The sequence below is a fragment of the Microbacterium proteolyticum genome (assembly GCF_030818075.1).
GTDB classification, from domain to species: domain Bacteria; phylum Actinomycetota; class Actinomycetes; order Actinomycetales; family Microbacteriaceae; genus Microbacterium; species Microbacterium proteolyticum_A.
Genome location: NZ_JAUSZZ010000001.1, coordinates 167824 through 193447, shown reverse-complemented (window position 1 = coordinate 193447; position 25624 = coordinate 167824). Strand labels below are relative to the sequence as shown.

The following is a 25624-nucleotide window of genomic DNA, read 5'->3' as shown; positions in this document are numbered from 1 at the left end:
GGGACGCCCGCCGGAGAGCGATGCGTCTGCCGGATGCAAGCGCTCCCGGTCGCGTGATCGGCCCTGGCAGGATTCCGGCATGGATGCCACCACCGACGACGCCGCCGTGCTCCCCGACCGCCCGCTGGCGGATCACCGCCGACCGGTCGCCCTCGTGGCCGGGGTGATCGCGACCGTGCTGTTCGTGGGCCTGCGTTTCGCCGTCGAGCTCAGTGGATCGGCGCCGCTCCCGGTCGACGAGTGGTGGGACGATGCGATGTCGGCACTCGCCCATCCGATCGGGGTCCTGGTCGCGTGGGTCCCCGCGATCGTGGGCGGCACCATCGGCATGATCGTCATCGGCGTCGCGACGACGATCGTCTTCCTCCTGCGGCGACGCCCGTGGGACGCGCTGAACGTCGGAGGAGCCATCGCGCTGGTGGTGCTCATCGGTGCGCCCCTGGCGGCGGTCATCGCGCGCGCCCGGCCGACCGGCTCCCTCGCCGAGACCATGGCGACCTCCTTCCCCTCCGGCCACACCGCCGTGGCGACCACCATCGTGATCACCCTCGGGCTGATCCTCCGCCGCCGGTGGGTCTGGGCGGCCGGGACGGTGTGGGTGGTGCTGATGATGTGGAGCCGCACCTACCTGCACGCCCACTGGTTGTCGGACGTCGTGGCCGGCTTCCTCGAGGGCGTGGCCGTCGCGACCCTTGTGTGGGCGCTGATCGAGGTGTGGCGCGTGCGCCGGGCGCAACGCCTTTCCCGGTCGCCCGAGTGAGCGATACCGTTCGCGGATGACTTCCGCATCCGCTGCCGCCGACAAGGTCCAGGACTCCCGTCCGTTCGAAGTCGCCGCCCGTGTCGGCTATGTCGTGCTCGGGCTCCTGCACCTGGTGATCGGCCTGATCGCCATCGGCATCGCTACCGGCGGCGGGGGCGAGAACGCCGACCAGAGCGGTGCGCTCCAGCAGGTGCGGGACACGCCGTTCGGACCTCTGTTGTTGTGGGTGATCGTCGTGGGCCTGGCCGCTCTCGCGGTCTGGCAGATCGCCGAGGCTGTCGTCGAGCATGACGGGGATGCCAAGAAGCGGTGGGCGCACCGCGCCAAGTTCGTCGGCACCGCGGTGGCCTACATCGCCATCGCCGCGACGGCGTTCACACTCGCCGTGGGCGGAAGGTCGGAGTCGGCGGAGTCGTCCAAGACGCTGACCGCGCAGGTGCTCGCCATGCCGGGAGGCGTGGCCCTCCTCGTGATCGTGGGGCTGGGAGTCGCCGCGATCGGCGTCGCGTTCGTCATCCGCGGCGTCACGCGTGCCTTCAAGAAGCACATGTCGATCCCGAGCGGGAACCGGGGCCGCGGCATCCGCACCTTCGGCACCGTCGGCTACGTCGCCAAGGGCATCGCGGTCGGGGTGGCGGGCATCCTCTTCGTCGTGGCGGCGTTCACGCACGACCCGAACACCGCCGGCGGGATCGACTCGGCCCTGCGTTCGCTCGCCGGACTCCCGTTCGGCCAGGTCGTGCTGTGGCTGGTGGGCGCGGGTCTCGTCGTGTACGGCGTGTTCTGTTTCGCCCGCGCGCGCTACGCGCAGATGTGACGCAGGTCGACGGGCGCGGGCGCAACTCCCGGGGTGCTCGCAGGTGCGGCGGGTAGGACGGACGCGACCGCCGCGCCGAGGAGGCCCCATGATCGACGTCGCAGAACCCCGCTCCGCCCGGCGCTCGACCCCTGGCGGTCGTCGCGCCCGGCGCTCCTCCGCGGTGGGTCTCGTGCTCTCCCTCGTCGCGCTCGCCGGCTGCGTCGGGGAGAGGGAGACGGATGCCGTGACCCCGGCCGCGCCGACGCCCTCCGCGCCGACCCTCGCGCCGAGCGCGAGTCCGGCCGCATCGACGCCCGGAGCCGTCTTCCCGGCCGGCGCGCCCGAGGTCGTGGCATCCGGGTTCACGACGCCATGGTCGGTGGCCTTCGTCGACGACACGGCGCTGGTGAGCCAGCGCGACACTGGCGAGATCCTCGAGATCGCGGGCGGGCAGACCCGTGTCGTGGGCGAGGTTCCCGATGTCGCCGCGCGCGGGGAGGGGGGACTGCTCGGCATCGCCTACGCCGACGATGCCGTCTTCGCCTACCTCACCACCGCCGACGGCAATCGCGTTCTGCGTTTCGCTCTCGAGGGGGAGCCCGGATCGTTCTCGCTCGGGTCGGCGCAGATCGTGATCGACGGCATCCCGTCCGCCGGCATCCACAACGGCGGGCGCATCGCCTTCGGGCCCGACGGCATGCTCTACGTGACGGCGGGGGATGCGGCCGACCCCGGCGCCGCGCAGAACCCCGAGTCGCTCGGAGGCAAGATCCTGCGCGTCACGCCCGACGGCGGGATCCCCGACGACAATCCGTTCCCCGGGTCGCCGGTGTGGAGCCTGGGCCACCGCAACCCGCAGGGCATCGGATGGGATGCCGACGGCACGATGTTCGCATCGGAGTTCGGGCAGGACACCTGGGACGAGCTGAACATCATCGAGCCGGGCGCCAACTACGGGTGGCCCGAGGTCGAGGGGATCGGCGGACGGGAGGGGTTCATCGACCCGGTTCAGCAGTGGGCGCCCGCGGACGCCAGTCCGAGCGGTCTCGCGGTGGTGGAGGGGTCGGTGATCATCGCGAATCTCCGTGGACAGCGGCTCCGGGTCGTCCCGACGGCCGATCCCGTCTCGGCGCGGGAGTACTTCGTGGGGGAGTTCGGGCGTCTGCGGGACGCCGTGCTCTCTCCCGACGGCGACCTGTGGTTCGTCACGAGCGACACCGACCGCGCCGGCGGCAGCGACGACGAGATCCTGCGCGTGCCGCTGGCGACAGGCTGACGCGTCCGGTTCTCCTCTGACGCGAGACCCGCTGGACATCGGGATGCCGTCGTCCTCGCGAATGCCGGCAGCGAGACGTCTCAGCGGCCCCGGGCGTCGGCATCCGATGTGGAGAACGGCACGCTCGCGGCGATCACCCGACGAAGGCTCACCGCGGCCTCCCAGGCGTCGAGCGGTTCCTGGTGCGCCTCGAGCGCTCGCAGGCGATCGGTGTATCCGGCGAGGGCGCGCTCCGCGGAGCGGAGCGGCGCCGCGGTCGCGTCGGGCTCGGGGGGTGCGGTCACGAGATGCGCCACCGCCTCGATGGCCGTGGCCAGGGCTCGCCGGGCGTCGCCGGGCAGACCGGTGTCGGCGTCGGGTCCGGCGGTCAGGCGCGCGAGTGCCGACGAAAGTTCGCGGGTGGCGTCTGCGGTGGCGCTGAGCGCCTCGAGGCGGCGACCGTTGAGACCGCGCGGAACCCGCAGGCGCCGGCTTCGCGGGTTGTAGCGGCGGCTCTCGTCCGCCAGTTCGACCTCGTCGCGCACATCGGCCAGGGTGCCCGTCAGCCGCGCGGTGGCGGCGTCTGCGGCGTCGGGATCGAAGGTGCGGCCGGCGAGCGACGCGGCGATCCCGCCGAGGGCCTCGCCGAGGTCATCACGCAGACGCGAGAGCCGGGCGTCGGCGCGCCCGACGCGCAGGGGCGGCACGACGACGAGGTTCACCACGACTCCCACGAGCACCCCGAAGGCCATCGTCATGAGATACGACAGCGAGTAGCCGTCGGGGTCGGCACCACCCAGCAGGAGCACGAACAGTGCCGCGATCGCGACCCAGTCCCGACCCGCGCCGAGCGCGCGCACACCCGCCAGCAGCACCCCCGCGAGGATGACGGCGGCCACCGCTGCGATGCGGCTGACCCCCAGACCGACCGCCGCCAGGCTCGCGAGCCCGAGCCCGATGCCGAGCGCGAGGCCCGCGACCGCCTGCAGACCGCTGGAGGCGGAGCGGGCGACCGTGGGGTACATGCTCACCAGCACGCCCAGCGGGGCGTAGTAGGAGTACTCGCTCTGCGCGAGCGGCACGAAGGGCGCCAGATACCAGGCCAGAGCCGCCGCCGCCGCGGTCTTCGCGGCGAGCAGCAGGCGGTCGGGGGTCACCGCATCGGCCCACCAGCGGCGGGGATCCAGGGATGCGGGCAGCTTCATGAACGGGTGGCGCGGGGGAGGGACGGCACCGTCACCATGGTGGGCTCTGGGGCCATTGCCGTCGCGGGGGTTGCCCGCCCGCGCAGACCGGGGTACCTCTCATCGCGAGGGGCGGTACGCATTCCACAGCACGCGCGCGTGGCGAGCCTTGGCCCGTTCGACGCCGTGCTCGTCCTTCCGGGCGGCGCTGACCCACTCCGCGAGGCGGCTCGCCATCGCGCCGAGCACCATGCGCACGTCGGCGTGCGCGGCGGGCGGCACGGCGGCGTCGGCGGCCGGCATCCGTCCCTTCGAGGAGAGCTCGTCGCGGACGTGGCTCATCGTCAGCCGGGCGACACCGACCGCATGACTGTTGACGACGCAGTGCGCGGCGCCCTCGATCTCCCAGCGACGGCCGGAGGCTGCGCGGGCCACGAGTCGCGAGTGCAGCCGACGGGGCGAGGGGCGGTCGAACTCGCCGCGGATGAGCAGAACGGTGGCGCGACCCGCGCCGATGCGGTCCGAGATGCGGTACCGCAGCATGTGCGGCAGCGTCTCGAAGAAATAGAGGAAGCCGCAGAGGAGGTACGCCGACACGGCCAGCAGCGCGATGTGCACCGACTCGCGCACGGTCGACTGTGCGAAGCGCACGGCCTGCAGCAGCGCGTTCGCCTCGGTCTCGTCGACGACCGGACTCACCAGCACCGCGTGCGAGAGGTCGTGCCGTCGGGCGAGCACCTCGGTGACGACCTGCGTCCCCATCGAATGCCCGATCAGGACGGGGTCGGCGAGGCCGTAGTGATCGATGACCCCCTCCACCTGGTCGGCGAAGAACCGCGGTGTCGGGTGCTCGCCGGATGCCGGTACCCCGCCGAAGCCGGGCAGATCGAGGGCGTAGACGTCGCCCTCCTCGGCCAGGAGGGGAGCCAGGAACTCGAAGTAGGTCGAGGCGACGCCGATTCCGGCGACGAGCACGAAGGACCGCCCCGTCGTCGCCCCCGTGCCCACCCGCGTGACGCGCGTACGCGCCGGTCCGCGGTGGAAGGTCTCGACCTGCACATCGACGGGGCGTGAGTCATCCGGCATCCGACCAGGATGCCGTACGCCCCTGGACGCGCTGTCAATCCCGGGGGTGGTGTCGCACGTGCCGCCTAGCCTCGGGCCATGAGCGATTCCTCCCGTGAAGAAGAGACCCTGGGCGCCGTTCGCGAGGGTGACAACCCCGCCGAGAAGGACCCCTCCGACTGGGTCACCGGTGACGAGCCGATGACCGCTCCGCAGCGCAGCTACCTCGACACCCTGGCCCGCGAGGCGGGCGAGGAGATCCCCGCCGACCTGACCAAAGCAGAAGCATCCGAGCAGATCGAGCGTCTGCAGTCCGAGACCGGCCGTTAGACCGAGTGAGCGGACGCGCGAGCGCCCCGACACCTCTCAGGAGGTGCGGGGCGTTTCGTCGTCGCGGGGGCACATCTCGCCCATGTCCTCGGTCTCGGCGCGCGCGAGGTCCTCGAGGAAATCGGCCACGATCCGTCGCTCGGCGGGCCCGAGACGCTCGGCGGCCGCGGCCGCGGAGGCGCGTCGGACCGACAGGATCCGGCGCGCGGGCGAGTCGGCATCGATGGTCTCGCGCACCACGATCGAACGCCGGTCGCCCGGGTACGGCTCGCGCGCGACCCAGCCGCTCTCGGCGAGGCGGTCGATGAGCGCCGTGGTGGCCGCGGACGAGATGCCCAGCATGGATGCCAGCATGCGCGGAGTGACGGGCTCGTCGTCACGCTTGCGTTGGAGCAGGAACCGCAGCACCTTCGCGTCGTTCGGTCCCATGCCGAGCGACTGCAACGCGGTGCGCTCCGAGGCGATCCCCGAGTCGGTGAGGTCGTTGAGCGCCTTGACCACGTCGTCCGCCGTTGCCGGGTTTCGCATCTCGCCTCCTCCGTTGTCTCGATGGGTGAGTGTCTCGACTTCCGATCAAGTAGCCAAGCGTTGTATTTGATGCTACCCGCCGATGCGGCGCCTCGGCAGGGGGCTGGACGGCGGAGCTGCCGTAGGATGCCCTGGTGGAACCCCGGTCGGAATCAGCGCGCTACTGGTACGGCGCCAGCGAGGAGGATCGTCGTCGGCGAGCCGTCGAGGTGCTCCAGGCCTTCCGCGTCTATCGCGCCGCGGAGGTGGCCATGCGCCGCCGGACGCGCGAGTCGATGTCGATGGGGGAGAACGAGCTCCTCGTGCTCCGCTACCTGTTGAAGGCAGCCGGCCAGAACCGACGGGTCTCGCCCAGCGAGCTGACGCGCTACCTCGGGGTCTCCACGGCTTCGACCACCGCGATCGTCGACCGCCTCGAGAAGACCGGTCACGTGGTCCGCGAGCCGCACCCCACCGATCGCCGCAGCATCTTCATCGTGGCCACGGCCGAGAGCGACGCCGAGGTGCGGGCGACCCTCGGGTCGATGCACTCGCGCATGATGGCCGCCGTGGTCGACATGACGCCGGAAGAGAGCGCGGCGGTCATGGCCTGCCTGGGCCGGCTGCAGGACGCCGTCGACCAGGTCGACCCGCACCCCGTCGAGGCCGGTTCCGCCCACTGACCGAGGCGTCACCCCGGCTGCGGTTCGGTAGATCGCCGAACTTCTCGTCCCGAGAGCATTAGGCCGCCGCCCGGCGGCGTGAAACCATGAAGGCATGGACGAACGCGCGGTCGATACGAGCGTCGACGCGGGCCCCCGCGAGGTCGTCGCCGCAATCGATGGAGTGCCCGTGGCATCCTTCCGCGACGTCGTCGCCCGTCTGCGGGCCGAGTATCCGCGCGAAGACCCGGCCCACGTCGAGGGCGTCGTCCTGCGCGAATGGGAGGCTTTCTCGGCGGGTCGTCCGCTCGTGGTGCCGACTGCGGTCGAAGAGGGAGCGCGCGAGATCCTCGATCAGCTCAGCGGCTGAGTCAGGTCCCCGGGTGCTCGGGTTCCTCGACCAGGAGCAAGCCTCCGGACGAGTTCGCCGAGGTGGCCAGTGCTTCGATCCACGCGCGGCTCAACAGTGCCGGCTCGGGTTCGTCGAACACGAAGCGCAGCGGGATGGAGGGGTGCAGCCACACCGTGCTGCGCCCGACCTCCTGGTCGGGTCCGTGCGTCCATGACAGGGTGAAGCTCTCGCCGCGGCGCAGCTTGGTGGCGATGACCACCTTCACGTGCGCCAGTGCCCGGTCGTCGATCTCGATCGGCGTCGCGACGTCGCCGTAGTAAAGCGTTCCCACACCGGCACGCTAGTCGCGGCGCCCACGAGACTCCCGAGGGGTTGATTCGGGTGGGCCGACATGGCAACTCGGAAAGCGGATGACGCTGTGCGTTCCTCGACTAGGCTCGCTTGTATGGGCAGATTCATCTACGACACGGTGGCCAACGCGGTCGACATCGATGACCGCACGCTGGCGCACCTGCGCATCGTCGTGATGAACAAGCTGCGCCGGTCGGAGTCGTTCATGTTCGACGTCGAGGTCGGTGACGGCAGTGGTCGTCGCAGCTTCTGGATGCACCCGTCCGTGCCGATTCAGTTCCACTTCTACGGCAGCCGCCAGCCGCGCATCAACCGCGTGTGGGTCGAAGACCTGATGCTGGCAGCCTCCGGCCCCAACGGGCTCGCCATCACGCCGGAACCCAGCGAAGACGCCCACGTCGAAGAGGGCTGAGGCCCGATCGACCGTCTGAGGGCTGTCGCCGCTCAGCTCGGGTTCGGATGCTCGGCGGGGCTCATGTCTTCGGGGACGAGCATGATGCCGCCCGACGAGTTGGCGGAGTCGGCAAGGCGCTCGATCCATTCGCGGCTGAGGGCCGCCGGCTCGGCCTCGTCGAAAACGAAACGCAGCGGGATTGCCGGATGCAGCCACAGGGTGCTGCGTCCGCGCTCTTCGTCGTCGCGATGACGCCACGACAGGGTGAAGCACTCGCCGCGGCGAAGTTTCGTCGAGATCACGACCTTCAGGTGTGCCAGAGCGCGGTCCTCGATGTGGACTGTCGTGCCGCTTCCGCCGTAATGGATGGTGCCCATGCGGCCACGATACGCCAGTGCGCCGACGGAGTATGCGGACCGATGGCCGGTGTCAAGACCACCGGGCGGCGGAGGAGACGCCTGTCATGGTGGGGGAAAGCACGGAAGGAGAGCGCCGTGACACACCCCCCGATTCCCCCGCATCCACAGCCGGCGGACGATCCCGACGACCTGCCGGAGGTCTTCCGCGGCTTGATCGGCATCGACGTCATCGACGGTGAGTTGGTTCCGCGCGCGTCGCGTCCGGAGAGACGCTGAGGGCTCCCAGCCGCCTCGTAGTCGTCGTCACTACCGTCGGTTGCATGACGGACCCGCTGGACGATCAGCAGATCACCGTCTCCAGTGCTGCCCTTCGCGCGCTTCGTGACGAGTTCCAGCGATTCCTCATGGAGTACCGCTTCGGGCTCGCTGAGATCGAGACGAAGATCTCGATCCTTCGCGAAGAGTTCCAGGAGATGCACGCGTACAACCCGATCGAGCACGTCTCCAGTCGGGTGAAGTCACCCGACAGTCTCGTCGACAAGGTGCGCAGGAAGGGTATCGAGACGGATTTCGACTCGATCCGCTCGGCCATCACCGACATCGCCGGCATCCGCATCACCTGCAGCTTCGTCGATGACGCGTACCGGTTGTCCGATCTGCTCACCCGTCAGGACGACATCACCGTCCGCGACGTGAAGGACTACATCGCCGAGCCGAAGGCCAACGGCTACAAGAGTCTGCACGTCATCGTGGAGGTGCCGGTCTACCTCTCGACAGGGCGGGTCGACGTGCCCGTCGAGGTGCAGTTCCGCACCATCGCGATGGATTTCTGGGCGAGCCTGGAGCACAAGATCTACTACAAGTACGACCGTCTCGTCCCGCAGGAGCTGCTCGCCGAGCTGAAGAACGCCGCCGACACCGCATCCGAGCTCGACGCACGCATGGAACGGCTGCACCGCGAGATCCGCGGGCCGCGCCCGGGGTTCGTCCCGCTCTGACCTGGCCGCCCTCCGCGCGTGCGGGGACAATGGATGCATGAGCGACGACGACGCCCGCCTCGACGAGGTCGCCGCCGAGCTGCTGATCCTTCCGCCCGCGCGTTTCACCGCCGCCCGCAATGAGCGGGCCGCCGAGGCGGGCGGCGCCGTCGGCCGCCGCGTCGCGAAGCTGCGCAAGCCCACGGTCGCCGCGTGGGCGGTGAATCTGCTCGTGCGGGACGGACAGCTGGGCGAGGCCGTCGAGCTCTCGCGCGCACTGCACGAAGCGCAGGACGACCGGGATGCCGCGGAACTCGCTCGCCTGGGACGTCAGCGGCGCCAGTTGGTGTCGGCCCTCGCCCGCCGTGCGGCCGAGCTCGCCTCCGCCGCCGGGACGCCGTTGAGCTCGGCGATGGCGGATGCCGTGGAGAAGAGCGTCAACGCGGCGATCGTCGACGAGACCGCCGCCGCGGCGATCCTGACCGGGCGTCTCGTGGCCGCGGTCGACCTGGCCGCGCTCGACGGCGACGCCCTCGCCTCGTCGGTCGCCGGGTCGCTTCCCGCCGCGCTGCCGACGCCGCCACCGCGTGACGACCTCGCGGCCCGCCGGGCGCGCAAGGCCGCCGAGCGGGCGGTGCGCGAGGCCGAGCGAGCGCGCGCCGGCGCGGAGCGCGAGCAGGCATCGGTCGAGAAGAAGCTCGACGCGGCGCGCGAGAGGGCCGATCGGGCGCATGAGCGTGTCGACGCCCTTCGGGCCGACCTCGCGCGCGCCGAGGACGACGCCGCCGAGGCCGACGCGGTGGTGGACCGTCGCGAGGGCGAGCGGGCGGCAGCGGCCGACGCGGTGCACGCCGCCCGACGTGCGGTCGAGCGAGCCGAGGCTCAGCGAGACGACGGGGGCGACGGATGAACGAGCCGACGCCGAACGCGCTCCTGACCGCGGCACGAGCGGCGCTGGCGGACGCGCCGCGCGAGCGGATCGGCGAGCTGCAGGAGGGGCGCCGGCTGCTCGGCATCCCGCGCGCAGCGCGCATCGTCCCCCGCGGGACGGCGTGGCACCTCGGCGTGCTGCTGCTGACGGACGACGAGGTTCTCGCCACCGGCGACATCGTGCGCTCCCGGGCGGAGGTGCGCCGCGGTTTCGCCGCCGAGTCCCAGCGGCGGCGCGCCGAGCTCGCGGCAGCGGCCGCGCGCGGCGGCGTTCCCGAGGGGGAGACGGTGCACATCGGGTGGCACCGCCTCGATCCCGCCCGTCTGGAGAGGACCTCGACGCCCTTGGCCGTACGCGGGGGAGAGGTGGTCGTGCGGTGGAGCACGGCCGGCGGCTACATGCCCCTCGCGCGCTATCTCGACGAGCGCATCGAGTTGTTGCGCCACCCTCCGGAGCGTGCATAGAGACCCGCGCGCATAGCCGCGGCGGTGGTGAGTGTCAACAGCGATGACTGCGGCCCGAGCCGGAAACGACGCTGGTCTATCGTGAGCGACGTGCAGCAGGTATGGCCAGGATCCAGTTATCCCCTCGGGGCCACTTACGACGGTAACGGGACGAACTTCGCCCTGTTCAGTGAAGGAGCGGAAAAGGTAGAGCTCTGCCTCTTCGACGAAGACGGCACGGAGACGCGCTACGAGCTGATCGACGTCGACGCGTTCGTCTGGCACGCCTACCTCCCCAACATCCTCCCGGGGCAGCGGTACGGCTACCGCGTCCACGGTGAGTACGACCCCGCGAGCGGCAAGCGCTTCAACGCGAGCAAGCTCCTGCTCGACCCCTACGCGAAAGCGGTCGAGGGGCAGGTCGACTGGGGTCAGGCCGTCTTCAGCTACGAGTTCGGCGACCCCGACTCGTTCAACGACGAGGACTCCGCCCCGCACATGATGAAGGGCGTGGTCGTGAACCCGTTCTTCGACTGGTCGGGTGACCGGCAGCCCAAGACGCTCTACTCCGAGACCTTCATCTACGAGGCCCATGTGAGAGGCCTCACCCAGCTGCACCCCGACGTGCCCGAAGAGCTGCGCGGCACCTACGCCGGCATCGCCCACCCGGCCGTCATCGACCACCTCAAGAAGCTCGGCGTCACCGCCATCGAGCTGATGCCCGTGCACCAGTTCGTCAACGACTCCACCCTGATCGAGAAGGGGCTGTCGAACTACTGGGGCTACAACACCATCGCGTTCCTCGCCCCGCAGAACACCTACTCCTCGACCGGCGACCACGGCCAGCAGGTGCAGGAGTTCAAGGCGATGGTCAAGGCGCTGCACGCCGCCGGCATCGAGGTCATCCTCGACGTGGTCTACAACCACACCGCCGAGGGCAACCACATGGGCCCCACCCTGTCGATGCGCGGCATCGACAACGAGGCCTACTACCGCCTCGAAGACGACGACAAGCGGTACTACACCGACTACACCGGCACCGGCAACAGCATGAACGTGGGCAACCCCCACACGCTGCAGCTGATCATGGATTCGCTGCGGTACTGGGTGCTCGATATGCACGTCGACGGCTTCCGATTCGACCTGGCATCCACCCTCGCCCGCGAGTTCTACGAGGTCGACCGCCTCGCGGCGTTCTTCGAACTCGTGCAGCAGGACCCGATCGTCTCGCAGGTGAAGCTGATCGCAGAGCCGTGGGACGTCGGCCCCGGCGGATACCAGGTCGGCAACTTCCCGCCCCAGTGGACCGAGTGGAACGGCAAGTACCGCGACACCGTCCGCGACTTCTGGCGCGGTGAGCCGCAGGCGCTCGCCGAGTTCGCGTCGCGCCTGACGGGATCGGCCGACCTGTACGAGCACTCGGGCCGCTTCCCCGTGGCATCCATCAACTTCGTCACCGCCCACGACGGCTTCACCCTCCGCGACCTCGTGTCGTACAACGAGAAGCACAACGACGCCAACGGCGAAGACAACAACGACGGCGAATCGCACAACCGCTCCAGCAACATGGGCGTCGAAGGCCCCACCGACGACCCCGAGGTGCTGAAGCGCCGCGCGCAGCAGCAGCGCAACTTCATCGCCACGCTGCTGCTCAGCCAGGGCGTGCCGATGCTGCTGCACGGTGACGAGCTCGGCCGCACGCAGGGCGGCAACAACAACGGCTACGCGCAGGACAACGAGATCACCTGGGTGGACTGGTCGAGCATCGACACCCCGCTCATCGAGTTCACCGCCGCCCTCGCACGCCTGCGCAAGCAGCACCCCACCTTCCGCCGCAGCCGCTTCTTCGACGGTCGCCCCGTGAAGATGGAGGAGGGGGCGCCGATCCCCGACGTGGTGTGGCTGCGTCCCGACGGCTCGCTCATGCAGCCCGAGGACTGGGACAACGGCTTCGGCCGCGCGGTGGGTGTCTTCCTCAACGGGCAGGGCATCCGCGAGCGCGACCGCCGCGGCCAGTCGATCAGCGACGACCACTTCCTCGTGCTGTTCAACGCCGGCGACGAGCCGGTCGACTTCCAGCTTCCCGACTTCGAGTACGCCCCGAAGTGGGACGCCTACGTCGACACCGCGGGGGAGCGGGCCAACACCGAGCCGCTCAGCCCGGGCGAGACGCTGCCGCTGGAGCCCAAGTCGCTCATCGTGCTGCGCGAGCACCACCTGCCCGAGCCCGAGGTCGACCACTCGGTGGCCGCCTCGCTCACGGCGCAGATCCAGGTGATCGGTGGCGACGACCTGCCCGGCCAGGCGCCCAAGCCGGAGCTGTGATTCCGATGCGGCATCCGCTCTCGACCTACCGCCTGCAGATCCGCGAATCGTTCACGCTCGACGAGGCCGCCGAGGTCACGGACTACCTCCGTGACCTCGGGGTCTCGTGGGCGTACCTCTCGCCGATCCTCGAGGCCACCCCGGGTTCGGACCACGGGTACGACGTCGTCGACGTGACGCGGGTCGACCCCGCTCGCGGCGGTGCCGCGGGTCTCGACCGCTTCGTCGCGGCGGCGCGGGCCCCAGGATCTCGGCATCCTGATCGACATCGTGCCCAACCACATGGGCGTCTCGGAACCGCGCACGAACGCGTGGTGGTGGGACGTGCTGCGCCAGGGTCGTGCCTCCGCGTACGCCGACTCGTTCGACATCGACTGGGAGTTCGGCGGCGGCAAGCTGCGCGTGCCGGTGCTGGGCGACCACCTCGACGCCGTGATCGACGAGATCTCGTACGATCCGACGCCGGCGACCGACGCCCCCGACGGGCTGATCCGCTATTACGACAACGTCTTCCCGGTGGCGCCGGGAACGGGAACGGATGCCGCGGCCTCGGGCTCGCGCGATGCCCTGGTCGCACTGCTGGACGCGCAGAACTTCGAGCTGCGGTTCTGGCAGGACGAGGCGGCCGACCTCAACTACCGCCGCTTCTTCGCCGTCACGACCCTCGCGGGCGTGCGCGTCGAATTGCCCGAGGTGTTCCAGGCGACCCACGCCGAGATCCTGCGCTGGGTGCGCGAGGGCCTGGCCGACGGCCTGCGCGTGGACCACCCGGACGGGCTCGTCGACCCGGGCGGCTACCTCGACCAGCTCGCCGTCGCGCTCGAGGAAGCGGGCGAGGGGGAGGTCGGGTACGTGCTCGGCGAGAAGATCCTCGAGCACGGCGAAGCACTGCCGTCGTGGTGGAAGACCGCCGGCACGACCGGGTACGACGCGCTCGCCGAGATCGACCGCGTGCTCACCGACCCCGCGGGAGAGGCCGCGCTCGACGCCCTCGACGCGCGACTGCGCACCGACAGCGACCTGCCCGCGCTCACCGGCTGGCACGACCTCATCCACGACACCAAGCGCAAGATCGCCGACTCGATCCAGGTGTCGGAGATCCGCCGCCTGGTGCGGGGGCTGCCGTCGGCGCTGCGTGAGGAGTTCGGGGCCGACGTGCTGCAGGATGCGCTCGCCGAGCTCCTCGCGTGCTTCCCCGTGTACCGCTCGTACCTTCCCGCGGGCCGTCAGCACCTCGACGCCGCCGCGGGCGAGGCCGAGGTGCGTCGCCCCGAGCTCGGCGACGTGATCGAGAAGCTCGTGCCGGTGCTCGCCGACACGAGCCTCGAGGTCGCCTGGCGTTTCCAGCAGACGACCGGTCCCGTGATGGCGAAGGGCGTCGAAGACACGGCGTTCTACCGCTACACGCGACTCGGCTCGCTTACCGAGGTCGGCGGCGACCCGGGGCAGTTCTCGCTCGACGTCGCGGGCTTCCACACCGCCCAGGCGTTGCGTCACGCGTCGTGGCCAACGGCCATGACCACGCTCTCGACCCACGACACCAAGCGCGGGGAGGACACGCGCGCCCGCATCGCGGTGCTCGCGGAGATCCCCGCGCGCTGGGCCGAGGTGCTGGGCGAGTTCCGCGAGATCGCCTCGACCGGGCACGGACCCTTCGACGCGTTGTTGTGGCAGGCCATCGTGGGGGCGTGGCCGGAGTCGGCATCCACTCCGGAGGGTCTCAAGGTGTACCGCGAGCGGTTGCACGCCTACGCCGAGAAGGCGGCGCGCGAGGCGAGCGAGGTCACCGGCTGGTGGGAGCAGGACGAGGCCTTCGAGGAGCGCATGCACGCGGTCGTCGACGCGGCCACCGGCCCCGCCGCCGAGCGGGTGCGCGCCTTCGTCGACGAGATCTCGGCCGCGGGCTGGTCGAACGGCCTGTCGGCCAAGCTGCTGCAGCTCCTGGGCCCGGGCGTCCCCGACGTGTATCAGGGCTCGGAGCTGTGGGAGCAGTCGCTGGTCGACCCCGACAACCGGCGCGCGGTCGACTTCGCCGAGCGTCGCCGGTTGCTCGCCTCGCTCGATGCGCCCGGTGCTGCTCTTCCGGCGGTGGATGCCACGGGTGCGGCGAAGCTGCTCGTGACCTCGCGTGCGCTGCGCCTGCGCCGCGAGCACCCGCTCGAGATCTACCGTCCGCTGGAGGCCGCGGGCGTGGCATCCGATCACGTCGTCGCGTTCGACCGCGGTGGTGTGTTCGCCGTGGCGACCCGTCTGCCGCACGGTCTGGCGGCTGCGGGCGGGTGGCGCGACACGGTGGTGCTGCTGCCCGACACGCCCCTCATCGACGTGCTGACCGGTCGCTCGTTCACGGGCGGTCCCACGCCTCTGGCCGATCTCCTCTCGGTCTACCCGGTGGCCCTGCTGATCTTCTGATCTCTCGGCGCGTGAGGGGTCAGATTTTGTCGCCTCACGCATCGCCCGGCGACACTTTCTGACCCCTCACGCGTAAGGACACATCATGAGCATCGACGTTTGGGCGCCCAAGGCCGAGCGGGTGCGGCTGCGCCGGCTGGACGACAGTGGCGACACCGTGATCGAAGACATCGAGATGGCGTCGGCCTCGGGCGGCTGGTGGACGGCGCCGGTCGACCTCGCCGACGGGGAGCGGTACGGCTTCGTGCTCGGTGACGGCGACGACCTGCGCCCCGACCCGCGCTCGCGCCGGCAGCCGGGCGGTGTGCACGAGGCGTCGGCGTGGTTCGACCCGAGCGTGTACGCGTGGAACGACGCCGCCTGGACGGGCAAGCAACTCGCGGGTGGTCTCATCTACGAGCTCCACCTGGGCACCTTCACGCCCGAGGGGACCCTGGATGCCGCGATCGGCCGCCTTGACCACCTCGTCGACCTGGGCGTGACGCACGTCGAGCTGCTGCCGGTGAACGGCTTCAACGGCACCTGGAACTGGGGCTACGACGGCGTGCTCTGGTACACCGTGCACGAGGCCTACGGCGGACCCGAGGCGTATCAGCGCTTCGTCGACGCGGCGCACGCGGCGGGCCTCGCCGTCATCCAGGACGTCGTCTACAACCACCTGGGTCCGTCGGGCAACTACCTGCCCGAGTTCGGCGAGTACCTGCGCGAGGGCAGCCGCAACACGTGGGGCGACTCCGTCAACCTCGATGAGCACGCCGTGCGCGCCTACATCGTCGAGAACGCGTTGATGTGGATGAGCGACTACCACGTCGACGGTCTTCGGCTGGATGCCGTGCACGCGCTGCTCGACCACCGCGAGCCGCACGTGCTGCAGGAGATCGCCGAGCGCACCGACGCCCTGTCGGCGCACCGCGGCATCCCGCTGACCACCATCGCCGAGAGCGACATGAACGACCCCAAGCTCATCCTCCCGCGCGAGGCCGGCGGCTACGGGCTCACCGCCCAGTGGTCGGACGACTGGCACCACACCGCGCACGTGGCCCTGACCGGCGAGACCATCGGCTACTACGAGGACTTCGCCGACATCGACGCGTTCCGCAAAGTGAGCGAGGGCGGCTTCTTCCACGACGGCACGTACTCGTCGTTCCGCGAGGAGAAGCACGGCAAGCCCATCCCGAAGGACGTGCCGAACTGGCGCCTGGTGACCTTCGCGCAGGACCACGACCAGATCGGCAACCGCGCCGCCGGCGACCGCCTGTCGCAGACGCTCGGCTACGACCGGCTCGCGGCAGCCGCCGTGCTGACCCTCACCGCCCCGGGCACGCCCATGCTCTTCATGGGCGAGGAGTGGGGGGCGACCACGCCGTGGCAGTTCTTCACCTCGCACCCCGAGCCCGAGCTCGGCAAGGCCACCGCCGAGGGGCGCATCGCCGAATTCGAGAAGATGGGCTGGGACGAGTCCACCGTCCCCGACCCGCAGGACCCGTCGACGTTCGAGAACTCCAAGCTCGATTGGGACGAGGTGGGCGAGGGCGATCACGCCCAGCTGCTGGGCCTGTACCGGGAGCTCGCGAAGCTGCGCCGCGAGCGGCCCGAACTGACCGACCCGTCGCGCGAGGGCCTCTCGGCCGCGGCGCACGAGGCGACCGGCGGTCGCGTCTACGAGCTGCGTCGCGGTGATCTCGTGGTCGTCGTGAACCTCTCGGATGCCGAGGCCACGGCATCCGTCTCCTCGGGGGCACGCGTGCTGCTGGCGACGGCGGAAGGTGTGACGCTCGACGGGACCGGAGTCTCCGTTCCCGCGGGTGCGAGCGCGATCGTGGGTCCGGCTCTCTGACCGGTGATGAACGGCCCCGTCCCTCTGGGGGCGGGGCCGTCCTGTGCCCGGTGCGGGTGGCCGGCGGGTGCGAATCGGCGACGTTGGACAGCGGATTTTGAGCGGCCGCTCTCATCGTCGGCGGCCTACACTGACGGCACACGCCGTCGGACGTGTCCGTGAGCGCAGTTGCGCTGGAGAGGTGGGACGCCGTTGTCCCCATCATTCGAAGTCCCCCTCTGGGCCGACCTGAGCGGCGTCGTTCTCGGCGGGCTGCAGGGGTCGGCGTTCGCCTACGCGATACGCGACTCCCGCCGCATCCACTTCCTCGGGGTCGCGTTCATCGGCATCCTCGTCGCCCTCGGCGGAGGGGTCATCCGGGACGTGCTGCTGGAGGTCCCGATCGCCGCGTTGCAGCAGCCGTACTACGTCCCCACGGCCATGGGTGCGGCTTTCATCGGCATCCTGATCGCTCCGCTGCTCGACCAGGTGACGTCGGCTGCGGACTATCTCGACGCGCTGGCCATCGCGATGTTCGCCGCGCTGTCGACCTGCAAGGCGCTCGATTCGGGCTTGACGCTGTTTCCCGCGGTGCTGGTGGGCACCCTGGGGGCCGTCGGGGGAGGGATCCTGCGCGACCTCATGCTGGGCGTGCCACCCGCGGCGATGGAGATCCGGTCGCTGTACTCCGCAACGGCGATCGCCGGAAGCGTGACCATCTGCGGTCTCGCCGCTGCGGGAGTCCCCTTGATCGTGGCGGGCGGAGTCGGGGTGGCGGTCACTGCGGTGTCGCGCATCCTCGCCATCTGGTTCGACGTCTCGCTCCCCGAACAGGGTGCACTTCGGCGTCGCGTCGTCGAGGGGTGGCGGCGACGCACGCGGTGACCGGACGCCCACACGCGCAGTGACGTCGCTCGCGGGTGCCGGTTTCAACCGGAGATCGCGAACAGCCCGCCGATCCCCACCGCGTAGAGAACGAGCACGACGAACGAGTCGATACCCATGCCGATGACGCGCCGCTGCGGCCGGAAGATCAGGCCGACGACGTAGACCAGCGTCAGCAGTGCGGCCAGGGCGGTGAGGTAGATGTCGGCGGCATTCGCCCGGGGGAGCACCGCCGACCCCGAGATCACCGTTGCGAGCAGGAACAGCACGGGCAAGAAGGCGTTGCCGCCGAAGATGTCGCTGATGGCGAGGTTGTCGTCGCCCTGGCGGATCGCCTGCAGACCGGTGGAGATCTCGGGCAGCGACGTCGCCAGCGCCAGCACGGTGGCGCCGAAGAGCACGCCGGAGAGGCCGATCTGCGACGACGCGGCATCACCGGACCGCTCGAGCACGACACCGGCGACCAGGGTCGCGAGAGCCGAGATCGAGAACACGACGAAGGCCTTCTTCGTGCTCATCTTCTTCTCGCTCTTCTGCGGCTTCGGGCTCGCGTCGGGAGCCCGCCCGTCCTCGTGCCACGGCAGATTCGATCCGGCTCGCTGCACGAGCAGGAGCCCCACGATCCACAGGGCAGCGATCAGCACGACATCGGGGGTGAGGCGGAGCACCTCGAGGCCGTCGGGGAGCTGGCTGCCGGCGATGACCGCGGCCAGCACGGCCACCACGACCAACCCCTCCAGCACAAGCGTCAGGGATGCCGCGCGGTAGGTGAGCGGCTTCACCCCGTGGCCCCGCTTGCCGAAGGCGTCGAGGATGACGAGAACCACCGTCTGCAGCGCGATGCCGCCGAGGATGTTGCCGACGGCCACGTCGAGATTGCCCGACACCGCGGCCGAGACGGTGATCGCGATCTCGGGGAGGTTGGTGGCCACCGCCAGGACGATGAGACCGCCCAGGGCGCTGCCGAGATGGAGGCGCGCGTCGATGACATCCGTCGCCTTCGACAGCTGGATGCCGGCCACCCAGACGACAGCCGCGGCGGCGACGAAGATGATCACGAGCAGGGGGAGAGGCAGCGAGTCCACCGCTCGATTACACTCCCCGCGCCTTCGGCATCCGCCCCTCTTGTCAGGCGGATGCCGCGGGGTTACGCGGTCAGTCGACGCTCGGGCGGATCAGACGCAGCACCCTCACGATGGCCGGGGGCAGCAGCACGACGGCCGCGACGACGAGTGCGGTCGCGCCGATCGGGCCGCTCTGCGGCTCGCCGGTGAAGCGCTCCACCGCGAGCCAGCTCAGGCCCCATGCGAGCGCCAGGGCGGGGGTGATGCGCCAGCCGCTCCGCCACGCGATGGCGAGACCGATGAGGGCGACCACGACCAGCACCGCGATGCCGATGGCATCCGCTGCGTCCTCCCAGCGGGGCGGGACGACGGTGGTGAGGTACGCGGAGATGTTCGCCACGGTCGCCAGGGTGACCCACCCGAGGTGCAGGCCCGTCACGCCGTCGATGAGGACGGAGTCGGCGACGCCGCCGCGCGGTTCGCGAGTGGCGACGGCGACTCGGAACGTCCAGCCGAGGGCCGCGAGCAGGAGCGCGATGTCGACGACGGTGAGCAGCAGCGTGCCGAAGCGGGCGGCGACGAGCCAGAGGCCGTTGAGCGTCATCGTGAGGGCGATGAGCCACCCGAGCGCGCGCTGACGGGGGTTCGTCCGCTGGGAGGGCAGAGCCTGCCACACCGCGTAGACGATCAGGCCGAGGTAGATCACCGACCAGATGGAGAACGCGGGGCCGGCGGGGGCGAGGTAGGAACCATCCGTGTCGAGGGCGCCGCCCTGCTGATCCTGCACCGCCGAGTTCCCGAACGCGCCCGCTCCGATGACGGCGGCGATGAGCATGAACGACACCGCGGAGAGCACGACGATCTGACGCGCGAGGTCTGCGCCCCGCCACTGAGTTGCTGTGTTCATACCGAGAACACTAGAAAAGCTAGGTAAATGTCGATGGTGGGCTTGACGTGGATGCCACGCGGCCCCTCGCGATTCCGCGGTCCCGGTGGGCGATGACGGACCCGGTGCGGGCGCTGCGCGGCATCGGCCCGCCGCTCGTCGCTTCCCGGGGCGGCCGGACGGGACGTCTCAGGCCGCGACCGCGCGTGCGGCGAAGGACCGCAGCAGGCGCGTGGGCTGCTCGACGGACGCCGACCGCACGTGCGCCGAGACCTCGTCGAAGGCCTCGGCGTCGAAGTACCCGGCGTCGCGGTAGACCCGCATGCGCGCCACGAACGCGTCGGTCGTCGGCTCCGGGTGGAACTGCGTCGCCCACAGCCCGGCCCCGGCACGGTACGCCTGCACCGGGCAGGCGTCGTTCTCCGCGAGCAGCGTCGCACCGGGCGGCACGGCGTCGGCGCCCTCCTTATGCGCGGTGAGCGCCTCGAAGCGGGGGTTCAGGATGCCGAACAGCTCGTCCTCGCGGCCCGCGTCGGTCAGCGAGATGTCGGCGGGACCCGTGCCCTCGGGGTGCTGAAGGGTGACCGTCCCGCCCAGGAGGCGCGTGACCACACCGATGCCGAAGCAGGTGAACAGCGCGTGGGTGCGGCCCTCGATCGCGGTCGCCGCCAGACGCTCGAGGTCGCGTTCGAGGCGCTGCTGCTCGTCGGTCTTGTCGGGATCGGTGACGTTGAAGGGGCTCCCGCCGACCACGACGGCGGCGTAGCGCTCGAGGTCGAGCGGCAGCGGCTCGCGCACGAGATCGTGGTGGACGAGGTCGTCGTCGCCGACGCCCAGGCCGTCGCGGAACGACGCCCACTCCGCCACGGCCGCAGCACGCTGCGGCCGGACGCAGACGTAGAGCAGGGGCGCGGTCACCCAGGGATTCTATGCGCGCGGCCGTCACGGTGACCGGGGGTGGGAAACGCGGCGCAACGTTGCTCACGGCTCCGCCGGGTCGCCTCGGCCGGCGCATAAACGCGATTCCTGCGCAGAAACGTGACGAGAGCGTGTTTCTGCGCGCGGATTGCGTTTATGCGTGCGTCGGCGAGCGCGGCGGAGGCGGGGCCGGCACCGCAGACGGCGCCGCAGGCTGGGCCCGGAGCCGGAGCCGGAGCCGGAGCCGGAGCCGGAGCGGGAGCCGGAGCCACGGCCTGGCCCCGGCGCGCGGTCTTGTCCCGCCTGAGGGCGACCGCGATGTGCGTCAGCGAGACGAGCGAGCCGTCCGCCCGCGCACGACGCCGACGAATGCCTCGACGTCGGCGGTGGTGCGCTCCCGCAGCCACGCGAGCGCGACCGTCGAACCCGGCCCGTCGCGCAGCACGCGGTACTCGACGTCGCGTCGCTGATGAGCGCGGGCCAGCGACATCGGCATGATCACGACCCCCACTCCGGCCGCGACGGTGGCGACCGCTTCGGCCGTGTCGGCCGGGGCGGCGAACGCCGGGGCGACGGCATCCGGAATCTCCACGCGCAAGACGTCGTCGAGGGGGACGATGACGACCTCGCCCGCCAGATCGGCGCGCTCCAGCTCGTCGGCCGCGGTCAGGTCGGAGTCGGCCGACATCACCACGACCGGCTGCTCCTCGTAGAGCGGGATGACGTGCAGGTCGTCGGATGCCGCAACGGGCAGCCGGACGAGGGCAGCGTCCACCTCGTCGAGAGCGGATCGCTGCTCGGCGACCGTGATCTCGCGGAGGGTGAGGGTCACGTGCGGCATCCGCTCGCGCCAGAGGTCGATCCATTTGCCCGGTGTGGCCCCCGGGATCGCTCCGAGCACGAAGTGGCGCGGCTCCTCGCGGACGGGGGGAGCCGGACGATCGCGCTTCGGAGCCTTCGTCCGAGAGGGGGCCGGCTTCGCGCCCCCGGCGCGGTGGGGCCGACCGGTGCGTCCTCGGGATCCGCCGCCGTTCGCCATGGGTCCAGGCTAACCGCCGGCGGTAGCGTAGACGCATGGTCGGCCTTCTCGCTCTGGTCTTCGCGGGGCTCGCCGCCCTGCTGCACGTCTACATCTTCGTGCTCGAGAGCATCCGCTGGACCCAGCCGGGAACGTGGAAGACCTTCGGCGTCGCCGATCAGGGCACGGCCGATGCGACCAGGCCAATGGCCTACAACCAGGGCTTCTACAACCTGTTCCTCGCGATCGGCGCGGCTATCGGCATCGTGCTGTGGATCGTGAACGGCTTCGACGACGTCGCCGGGCGGACGCTGCTGGTGTTCTCGCTCGGCTCGATGCTCGCTGCGGCGCTCGTGCTCGTCACGTCGGGACGCCGGTACCTGCGGCCCGCGGCCATCCAGGGCACCCTGCCCCTGATCGGCCTGGTGTTGACGCTGCTCGCCTGAGCCGGCCCGGCGGCCGGTGAGGCCGGGGCCGGGTGGCGCGGGGCGCCTGCCAGACTCGACTTCGTCGAACGCGCATCGCGTCAGGATGCCGCGTGCGGGTGGCCCGAGGCGGTTTCGGCGTCCGAGGGTCGACGACTTGCGTTCATAGTGTTCACCGCCGGGCGGCGGGCGTCGGACTTGCGTTCATAGTGGTCGCGCCGGAGCCGTTGCCGGGGGCACTCCCGACCCGCAGCATGGGGCCACTGCGACACCGACGTCGCGGTCGACCAAGTCGATGAAGACGCAAAGGACACAGCAATGACGCGTTCCCGTTTCCTTCTCGCCGGCTCCGCCGGACTCGCCCTGACCCTCTCGCTCGCCGCCTGCTCCGGCGGAGCCGGCGGTGGGGGTGGCGGAGACACCTACCCCTCCGACACGATCGACGTCATCGTGCCCTTCTCGGCCGGCGGCCCGACCGACACCGTCACCCGCATCCTCGCCGAACCGCTCGGGGAGGAACTGGGCGTGCAGGTGGTCGTCGACAACGTCGAGGGCGCCGGCGGCACGGTCGGCGCCGGCGAAGCCTCGCAGGCCGACCCCGACGGCTACACCCTGCTGCTGCACCACATCGGGATGTCGACCGCACCGACGCTCTACCCCGACCTGAACTTCGACCCCGTCGCCGACTTCGAGCCGGTGGGCCTCGTGACGGAGGTGCCGATGGCGATCCTCTCGAAGACGGGCCTGGGTCCGGCATCCTTCGAAGAGCTCGTGGAGTACATCGAGGCGAACGAGTCCACCGTGACCCTGGCCCACGCGGGCGTCGGGTCCGCCTCGCACCTGTGCGCGACCCTCATGCAGGACGCCCTCGGCGTCACGCTCACCGAGGTGCCCTACGACGGGACGGGACCGGCCATGGCCGATCTGCTCGGCGGGCAGGTCGACCTGCTGTGCGACCAGACGACGAACTCCGCGAGCCAGATCCTCTCCGGCGCCGTCGACGCGTACGCCGTCACCGTCCCCGAACGCGTCGCCGTGCTCCCGGACGTGCCCACCACCGCCGAGGCGGGCCTGCCCGACGTGGAGGTGAGCATCTGGCACGGCCTGTACGCTCCGGCCGGCACCCCCGAGGACGTCGTGACCGTACTCAACGAAGCGCTCATCACGGCCCTCGGCAACGACGAGGTGAAGACGCAGTTCGAAGAGCTCGGCACCTCGCCGGTCAGCGCCGAGCAGGCCGCGCCGTCGGTGCTGTCGACCCAGCTCAGCGACCAGATCGCGCTGTGGGGCGACCTCCTCGGCAAGGGGAACTGACATCGCCGAGATCACTCCGCGGGGCGAGCCCGTCTCGCTCCGCGGAGCCCCAAAGCCCTCACCGGCCGATCTCGTCGGGGGCGGGGTCTTCCTCGCCCTCGGCGCGATCTTCGCCGTCGCCTCCCTCGGGTACGAACTCGGTACTCCCCTCGCCATGGGTCCGGGTGCCTTCCCGCTCGGCATCGCCCTGCTGCTGGTCGCCCTCGGGATCGCCGTCCTGGTGAAGGCCTTCGTCGCGCCCAGCCGACAGGAGACCTTCGTCGAGGAGCCCGCGACGGCCGAGCAGATGGCGGAGGAGTCGACCTTCGAGGCGCTCGCCGCCGCCAAGGCGTCGCAGGCGGAGGGTGTGCCCTTCGTCACCCGTCCGACGCCCGTGGTCGGCGACCTCGAACGCGGGGCGCCGCTCGGTTTCGGGCGCATCCCGTGGCGTCCGCTGCTGATCATCATGGCGACGATCGTCTTCTTCGCCGTCGCCATCGACGGTCTGGGACTGCTGCTGTCGGTCTTCATCGCGGTCGCCGCGGTGTCGTTCGCCCGCAAGGAGACCACGGTGAAGCAGGCGCTGCTGACCAGCGTGGCGCTGACCGTGCTGTGCTACCTGGTCTTCTCGCTCGGCCTCGGCCTCAACGTGCCGGTCATCGGACCGTGGATCGGAGGATGACGTGGACCTGCTGAACAACCTCATGCTGGGTCTCGCGACGGCCTTCCAGTGGGAGAACCTGCTGTTCTGCCTGCTGGGCGTCGCCCTGGGAACGGCGGTGGGAGTGCTCCCGGGCATCGGCCCCACCGCGACCGTGGCGATGCTGCTGCCGCTGACGTTCGCGTTCGGCGAGCCGGTGACGGCGATCATCATGCTCGCCGGCATCTATTACGGCGCGCAGTACGGCGGGTCGACGACGGCGATCCTCATCAACCTGCCGGGGGAATCGTCGTCGGCGGTCACGGCCATCGACGGACACAAGCTGGCGAGGATGGGCAAGGCGGGCACGGCGCTCGCCGTCGCCGCCCTGTCGTCGTTCACCGCGGGCACGATCGCGACCCTGATCCTCGCGGTCGCGGCCCCGCCGCTGGCGACCGTGGCGCTGAGCTTCGGGGCGTTCGAGTACTTCGCCCTCGTCATCCTCGGACTGATCGCCTCGATCGCGCTGGCGAGCGGATCGACGCTGAAGGCGCTGGGCATGATCGTGCTCGGCATCCTGCTCTCGACCGTGGGACAGGACAGCTTCACCGGTGACGCGCGGTTCACCGGTGGCATCCGGGAGCTCGACGGCGGTCTCGACTTCGTCTCGCTCGCGGTGGGCATCTTCGGCATCGCCGAGATCCTGCGCAACCTCGCCAACCCGGAATCGCGCAATCCCGTGCTGGCGAAGCTGTCGCGGCTCTGGCCCAACCGCGAGGACCGCCGCGCCATGATCGGCCCGACGCTGCGCGGAACGGCGCTGGGCTCGGGCCTGGGCATCCTTCCCGGGGGCGGCCACATCCTGGCATCCTTCGCCTCCTACGCCATGGAGAAGAAGATCTCGAAGAAGCCCGAGACCTTCGGACGCGGGGCGATCGCGGGGGTCGCGGGTCCGGAGTCGGCCAACAACGCCGCGGCGCAGACCTCGTTCATCCCGCTGCTGACCCTCGGCATCCCGGCGCACCCCGTGATGGCTCTCATCCTCGCCGCCTTCATCATCCAGGGCATCCAGCCCGGGCCGACGGTGATGGAGACCGAGCCGGTGCTGTTCTGGGGCCTGATCGCGTCGATGTGGGTCGGCAATCTGATGCTCGTCGCGTTGAACCTGCCCCTGATCGGCATCTGGGTGCGCATGCTGCGGGTGCCGTACTGGGCGCTGTTCCCGGCCATCGTCGTCTTCGCCGCCATCGGGACCTTCTCGATCAGCGGGAACCCGTACGACGTGCTCATGGTGGCGGTGTTCGGCCTGCTCGGGTTCGTGCTGTTGCAGGCGGGCTGCGAACCGGCGCCGCTGCTGCTGGGCTTCGTGCTCGGGCCGCTGCTGGAGCGCAACTTCCGGCGCGCGATGATCATCTCGCAGGGCGATGTGACCGAGTTCGTCACGCGGCCCATCTCGGGCACGCTCCTCCTGCTGGCCGTGGTCATCCTCGTCGTGGCCGCGCTGCCGCGCATGCGCACGCGCCGCCAGGTCATCTTCGCCGACGCGGAGTGAGGTCACGGGCGTGGCCCC

27 protein-coding genes and 1 pseudogene are annotated in these 25624 nt (G+C 70.6%); 19 read left to right on the top strand and 9 right to left on the bottom strand.

Annotated features, from left to right (window positions below; translation table 11 throughout):
- Window positions 1–79 precede the first annotated feature (79 nt).
- The 3 genes from QE392_RS00950 (at window position 80) to QE392_RS00940 (ending at window position 2838) form a co-directional block, all read left to right on the top strand.
- The gene (locus tag QE392_RS00950; RefSeq protein ID WP_307446557.1) at window positions 80–760 is read left to right on the top strand and encodes a phosphatase PAP2 family protein; all 681 of its coding nucleotides are present in this window, start codon (window positions 80–82) and stop codon (window positions 758–760) included.
- Window positions 761–776: 16 nt separating this feature from the next.
- Entirely contained in the window at window positions 777–1580 is an 804-nt protein-coding gene (locus QE392_RS00945) for a DUF1206 domain-containing protein (RefSeq protein ID WP_307446554.1), read from the top strand.
- 88 nt (window positions 1581–1668) lie between these two features.
- Window positions 1669–2838, top strand: coding sequence for a PQQ-dependent sugar dehydrogenase (locus QE392_RS00940; RefSeq protein ID WP_307446550.1), 1170 nt, complete (start codon window positions 1669–1671; stop codon window positions 2836–2838).
- 80 nt (window positions 2839–2918) lie between these two features.
- On the opposite strand, the gene QE392_RS00935 is transcribed toward QE392_RS00940, so the two are convergent.
- The gene (locus QE392_RS00935; RefSeq protein ID WP_307446548.1) at window positions 2919–4022 is read right to left on the bottom strand and encodes an FUSC family protein; all 1104 of its coding nucleotides are present in this window, start codon (window positions 4020–4022) and stop codon (window positions 2919–2921) included.
- Between the two features lie 99 nt (window positions 4023–4121).
- Window positions 4122–5087 (bottom strand): alpha/beta fold hydrolase, encoded by a 966-nt coding sequence (locus tag QE392_RS00930; RefSeq protein ID WP_307446543.1) that lies wholly within the window; start codon window positions 5085–5087, stop codon window positions 4122–4124.
- A gap of 78 nt (window positions 5088–5165) precedes the next feature.
- Between QE392_RS00930 and QE392_RS00925 the strand changes: the two genes are divergently transcribed.
- On the top strand, window positions 5166–5396 hold the full coding sequence (locus tag QE392_RS00925) for a DUF3072 domain-containing protein (protein ID WP_307446538.1): 231 nt from the start codon (window positions 5166–5168) through the stop codon (window positions 5394–5396).
- A 36-nt stretch (window positions 5397–5432) separates the two neighbouring features.
- Here QE392_RS00925 and QE392_RS00920 read toward each other — a convergent pair whose 3' ends face one another.
- Complete coding sequence (locus QE392_RS00920) at window positions 5433–5924, bottom strand: MarR family winged helix-turn-helix transcriptional regulator (protein WP_307446535.1); 492 nt, start codon at window positions 5922–5924, stop codon at window positions 5433–5435.
- 134 nt (window positions 5925–6058) lie between these two features.
- On the opposite strand from QE392_RS00920, the gene QE392_RS00915 reads away from it, so the two are divergent.
- Window positions 6059–6586 carry a MarR family winged helix-turn-helix transcriptional regulator gene (locus QE392_RS00915; RefSeq protein ID WP_307446532.1) on the top strand — a complete coding sequence of 176 codons (528 nt, stop codon included), beginning with the start codon at window positions 6059–6061 and terminating at the stop codon, window positions 6584–6586.
- Between the two features lie 94 nt (window positions 6587–6680).
- On the top strand, window positions 6681–6935 hold the full coding sequence (locus QE392_RS00910) for a three-helix bundle dimerization domain-containing protein (protein WP_307446529.1): 255 nt from the start codon (window positions 6681–6683) through the stop codon (window positions 6933–6935).
- A 1-nt stretch (window position 6936) separates the two neighbouring features.
- Here QE392_RS00910 and QE392_RS00905 read toward each other — a convergent pair whose 3' ends face one another.
- A complete protein-coding gene (locus QE392_RS00905; RefSeq protein WP_307446526.1) occupies window positions 6937–7248 on the bottom strand; it encodes a DUF7882 family protein in 312 nt (103 codons plus the stop codon).
- A 114-nt stretch (window positions 7249–7362) separates the two neighbouring features.
- On the opposite strand from QE392_RS00905, the gene QE392_RS00900 reads away from it, so the two are divergent.
- Window positions 7363–7680, top strand: coding sequence for a DUF7882 family protein (locus tag QE392_RS00900; protein WP_055959437.1), 318 nt, complete (start codon window positions 7363–7365; stop codon window positions 7678–7680).
- 32 nt (window positions 7681–7712) lie between these two features.
- Here the strand turns inward: QE392_RS00900 and QE392_RS00895 are convergent, their stop codons facing one another.
- The gene (locus QE392_RS00895) at window positions 7713–8039 is read right to left on the bottom strand and encodes a DUF7882 family protein (protein ID WP_307446524.1); all 327 of its coding nucleotides are present in this window, start codon (window positions 8037–8039) and stop codon (window positions 7713–7715) included.
- Window positions 8040–8156: 117 nt separating this feature from the next.
- Here QE392_RS00895 and QE392_RS00890 point away from each other — a divergent pair, with 117 nt between their 5' ends.
- The 8 genes and pseudogenes from QE392_RS00890 to QE392_RS00855 all read left to right on the top strand — a co-directional run bounded on the left by QE392_RS00890 (window position 8157) and on the right by QE392_RS00855 (window position 17810).
- Window positions 8157–8297, top strand: coding sequence for a hypothetical protein (locus QE392_RS00890; RefSeq protein WP_307446521.1), 141 nt, complete (start codon window positions 8157–8159; stop codon window positions 8295–8297).
- 44 nt (window positions 8298–8341) lie between these two features.
- A complete protein-coding gene (locus tag QE392_RS00885; protein ID WP_307446519.1) occupies window positions 8342–9019 on the top strand; it encodes a GTP pyrophosphokinase in 678 nt (225 codons plus the stop codon).
- 37 nt (window positions 9020–9056) lie between these two features.
- A complete protein-coding gene (locus QE392_RS00880; RefSeq protein WP_307446516.1) occupies window positions 9057–9908 on the top strand; it encodes a transposase in 852 nt (283 codons plus the stop codon).
- Window positions 9905–10393, top strand: coding sequence for a glutaminase (locus QE392_RS00875; RefSeq protein ID WP_307446512.1), 489 nt, complete (start codon window positions 9905–9907; stop codon window positions 10391–10393). Before QE392_RS00880 ends, QE392_RS00875 begins: the two co-directional genes overlap by 4 nt.
- 81 nt (window positions 10394–10474) lie before the next feature.
- Window positions 10475–12697: a glycogen debranching protein GlgX gene (gene glgX, locus QE392_RS00870; protein ID WP_307446510.1), complete on the top strand. Its 2223-nt coding sequence runs from the start codon at window positions 10475–10477 to the stop codon at window positions 12695–12697.
- Between the two features lie 5 nt (window positions 12698–12702).
- Window positions 12703–15109, top strand: a pseudogene (treY, locus tag QE392_RS00865) (malto-oligosyltrehalose synthase).
- Window positions 15110–15194: 85 nt separating this feature from the next.
- Complete coding sequence (gene treZ / locus QE392_RS00860; protein ID WP_307446507.1) at window positions 15195–16946, top strand: malto-oligosyltrehalose trehalohydrolase; 1752 nt, start codon at window positions 15195–15197, stop codon at window positions 16944–16946.
- 192 nt (window positions 16947–17138) lie between these two features.
- Entirely contained in the window at window positions 17139–17810 is a 672-nt protein-coding gene (locus QE392_RS00855; protein ID WP_307446504.1) for a trimeric intracellular cation channel family protein, read from the top strand.
- Between the two features lie 44 nt (window positions 17811–17854).
- On the opposite strand, the gene QE392_RS00850 is transcribed toward QE392_RS00855, so the two are convergent.
- From QE392_RS00850 to QE392_RS00835, 4 genes are all read right to left on the bottom strand, one after another.
- Complete coding sequence (locus QE392_RS00850; protein ID WP_307446501.1) at window positions 17855–18895, bottom strand: sodium:calcium antiporter; 1041 nt, start codon at window positions 18893–18895, stop codon at window positions 17855–17857.
- Between the two features lie 70 nt (window positions 18896–18965).
- Window positions 18966–19781, bottom strand: a complete 816-nt coding sequence (locus QE392_RS00845) for a TspO/MBR family protein (RefSeq protein WP_307446499.1) — start codon at window positions 19779–19781, stop codon at window positions 18966–18968.
- Between the two features lie 168 nt (window positions 19782–19949).
- Window positions 19950–20678, bottom strand: coding sequence for a glutamine amidotransferase-related protein (locus QE392_RS00840; protein WP_307446496.1), 729 nt, complete (start codon window positions 20676–20678; stop codon window positions 19950–19952).
- Between the two features lie 325 nt (window positions 20679–21003).
- Window positions 21004–21579 carry a LysR substrate-binding domain-containing protein gene (locus QE392_RS00835; protein ID WP_307453978.1) on the bottom strand — a complete coding sequence of 192 codons (576 nt, stop codon included), beginning with the start codon at window positions 21577–21579 and terminating at the stop codon, window positions 21004–21006.
- A gap of 173 nt (window positions 21580–21752) precedes the next feature.
- Here QE392_RS00835 and QE392_RS00830 point away from each other — a divergent pair, with 173 nt between their 5' ends.
- The 4 genes from QE392_RS00830 (at window position 21753) to QE392_RS00815 (ending at window position 25606) form a co-directional block, all read left to right on the top strand.
- On the top strand, window positions 21753–22142 hold the full coding sequence (locus tag QE392_RS00830) for a DUF1304 domain-containing protein (RefSeq protein ID WP_307446493.1): 390 nt from the start codon (window positions 21753–21755) through the stop codon (window positions 22140–22142).
- A gap of 297 nt (window positions 22143–22439) precedes the next feature.
- Window positions 22440–23435: a tripartite tricarboxylate transporter substrate-binding protein gene (locus QE392_RS00825; protein WP_307446489.1), complete on the top strand. Its 996-nt coding sequence runs from the start codon at window positions 22440–22442 to the stop codon at window positions 23433–23435.
- Window positions 23436–23589: 154 nt separating this feature from the next.
- A complete protein-coding gene (locus QE392_RS00820; protein ID WP_373426426.1) occupies window positions 23590–24096 on the top strand; it encodes a tripartite tricarboxylate transporter TctB family protein in 507 nt (168 codons plus the stop codon).
- Window position 24097: 1 nt separating this feature from the next.
- On the top strand, window positions 24098–25606 hold the full coding sequence (locus tag QE392_RS00815) for a tripartite tricarboxylate transporter permease (protein WP_307333191.1): 1509 nt from the start codon (window positions 24098–24100) through the stop codon (window positions 25604–25606).
- The last annotated feature ends 18 nt before the right edge of the window (window positions 25607–25624 follow it).

Excerpts from the sequence above, each read along its gene's own strand:
- QE392_RS00930 (WP_307446543.1), bottom strand. The coding sequence starts at position 5,087 with ATGCCGGATGACTCACGCCCCGTCGATGTGCAGGTCGAGACCTTCCAC.
- QE392_RS00830 (WP_307446493.1), top strand. The coding sequence starts at position 21,753 with ATGGTCGGCCTTCTCGCTCTGGTCTTCGCGGGGCTCGCCGCCCTGCTG.
- QE392_RS00950 (WP_307446557.1), top strand. The coding sequence starts at position 80 with ATGGATGCCACCACCGACGACGCCGCCGTGCTCCCCGACCGCCCGCTG.
- QE392_RS00920 (WP_307446535.1), bottom strand. The coding sequence starts at position 5,924 with ATGCGAAACCCGGCAACGGCGGACGACGTGGTCAAGGCGCTCAACGAC.
- QE392_RS00880 (WP_307446516.1), top strand. The coding sequence starts at position 9,057 with ATGAGCGACGACGACGCCCGCCTCGACGAGGTCGCCGCCGAGCTGCTG.
- QE392_RS00935 (WP_307446548.1), bottom strand. The coding sequence starts at position 4,022 with ATGAAGCTGCCCGCATCCCTGGATCCCCGCCGCTGGTGGGCCGATGCG.
- QE392_RS00895 (WP_307446524.1), bottom strand. The coding sequence starts at position 8,039 with ATGGGCACCATCCATTACGGCGGAAGCGGCACGACAGTCCACATCGAG.
- treZ (WP_307446507.1), top strand. The coding sequence starts at position 15,195 with ATGAGCATCGACGTTTGGGCGCCCAAGGCCGAGCGGGTGCGGCTGCGC.
- QE392_RS00845 (WP_307446499.1), bottom strand. The coding sequence starts at position 19,781 with ATGAACACAGCAACTCAGTGGCGGGGCGCAGACCTCGCGCGTCAGATC.
- QE392_RS00900 (WP_055959437.1), top strand. The coding sequence starts at position 7,363 with ATGGGCAGATTCATCTACGACACGGTGGCCAACGCGGTCGACATCGAT.
- QE392_RS00940 (WP_307446550.1), top strand. The coding sequence starts at position 1,669 with ATGATCGACGTCGCAGAACCCCGCTCCGCCCGGCGCTCGACCCCTGGC.
- QE392_RS00910 (WP_307446529.1), top strand. The coding sequence starts at position 6,681 with ATGGACGAACGCGCGGTCGATACGAGCGTCGACGCGGGCCCCCGCGAG.
- QE392_RS00945 (WP_307446554.1), top strand. The coding sequence starts at position 777 with ATGACTTCCGCATCCGCTGCCGCCGACAAGGTCCAGGACTCCCGTCCG.
- QE392_RS00820 (WP_373426426.1), top strand. The coding sequence starts at position 23,590 with ATGGGTCCGGGTGCCTTCCCGCTCGGCATCGCCCTGCTGCTGGTCGCC.
- QE392_RS00885 (WP_307446519.1), top strand. The coding sequence starts at position 8,342 with ATGACGGACCCGCTGGACGATCAGCAGATCACCGTCTCCAGTGCTGCC.
- QE392_RS00925 (WP_307446538.1), top strand. The coding sequence starts at position 5,166 with ATGAGCGATTCCTCCCGTGAAGAAGAGACCCTGGGCGCCGTTCGCGAG.
- QE392_RS00875 (WP_307446512.1), top strand. The coding sequence starts at position 9,905 with ATGAACGAGCCGACGCCGAACGCGCTCCTGACCGCGGCACGAGCGGCG.
- QE392_RS00825 (WP_307446489.1), top strand. The coding sequence starts at position 22,440 with ATGACGCGTTCCCGTTTCCTTCTCGCCGGCTCCGCCGGACTCGCCCTG.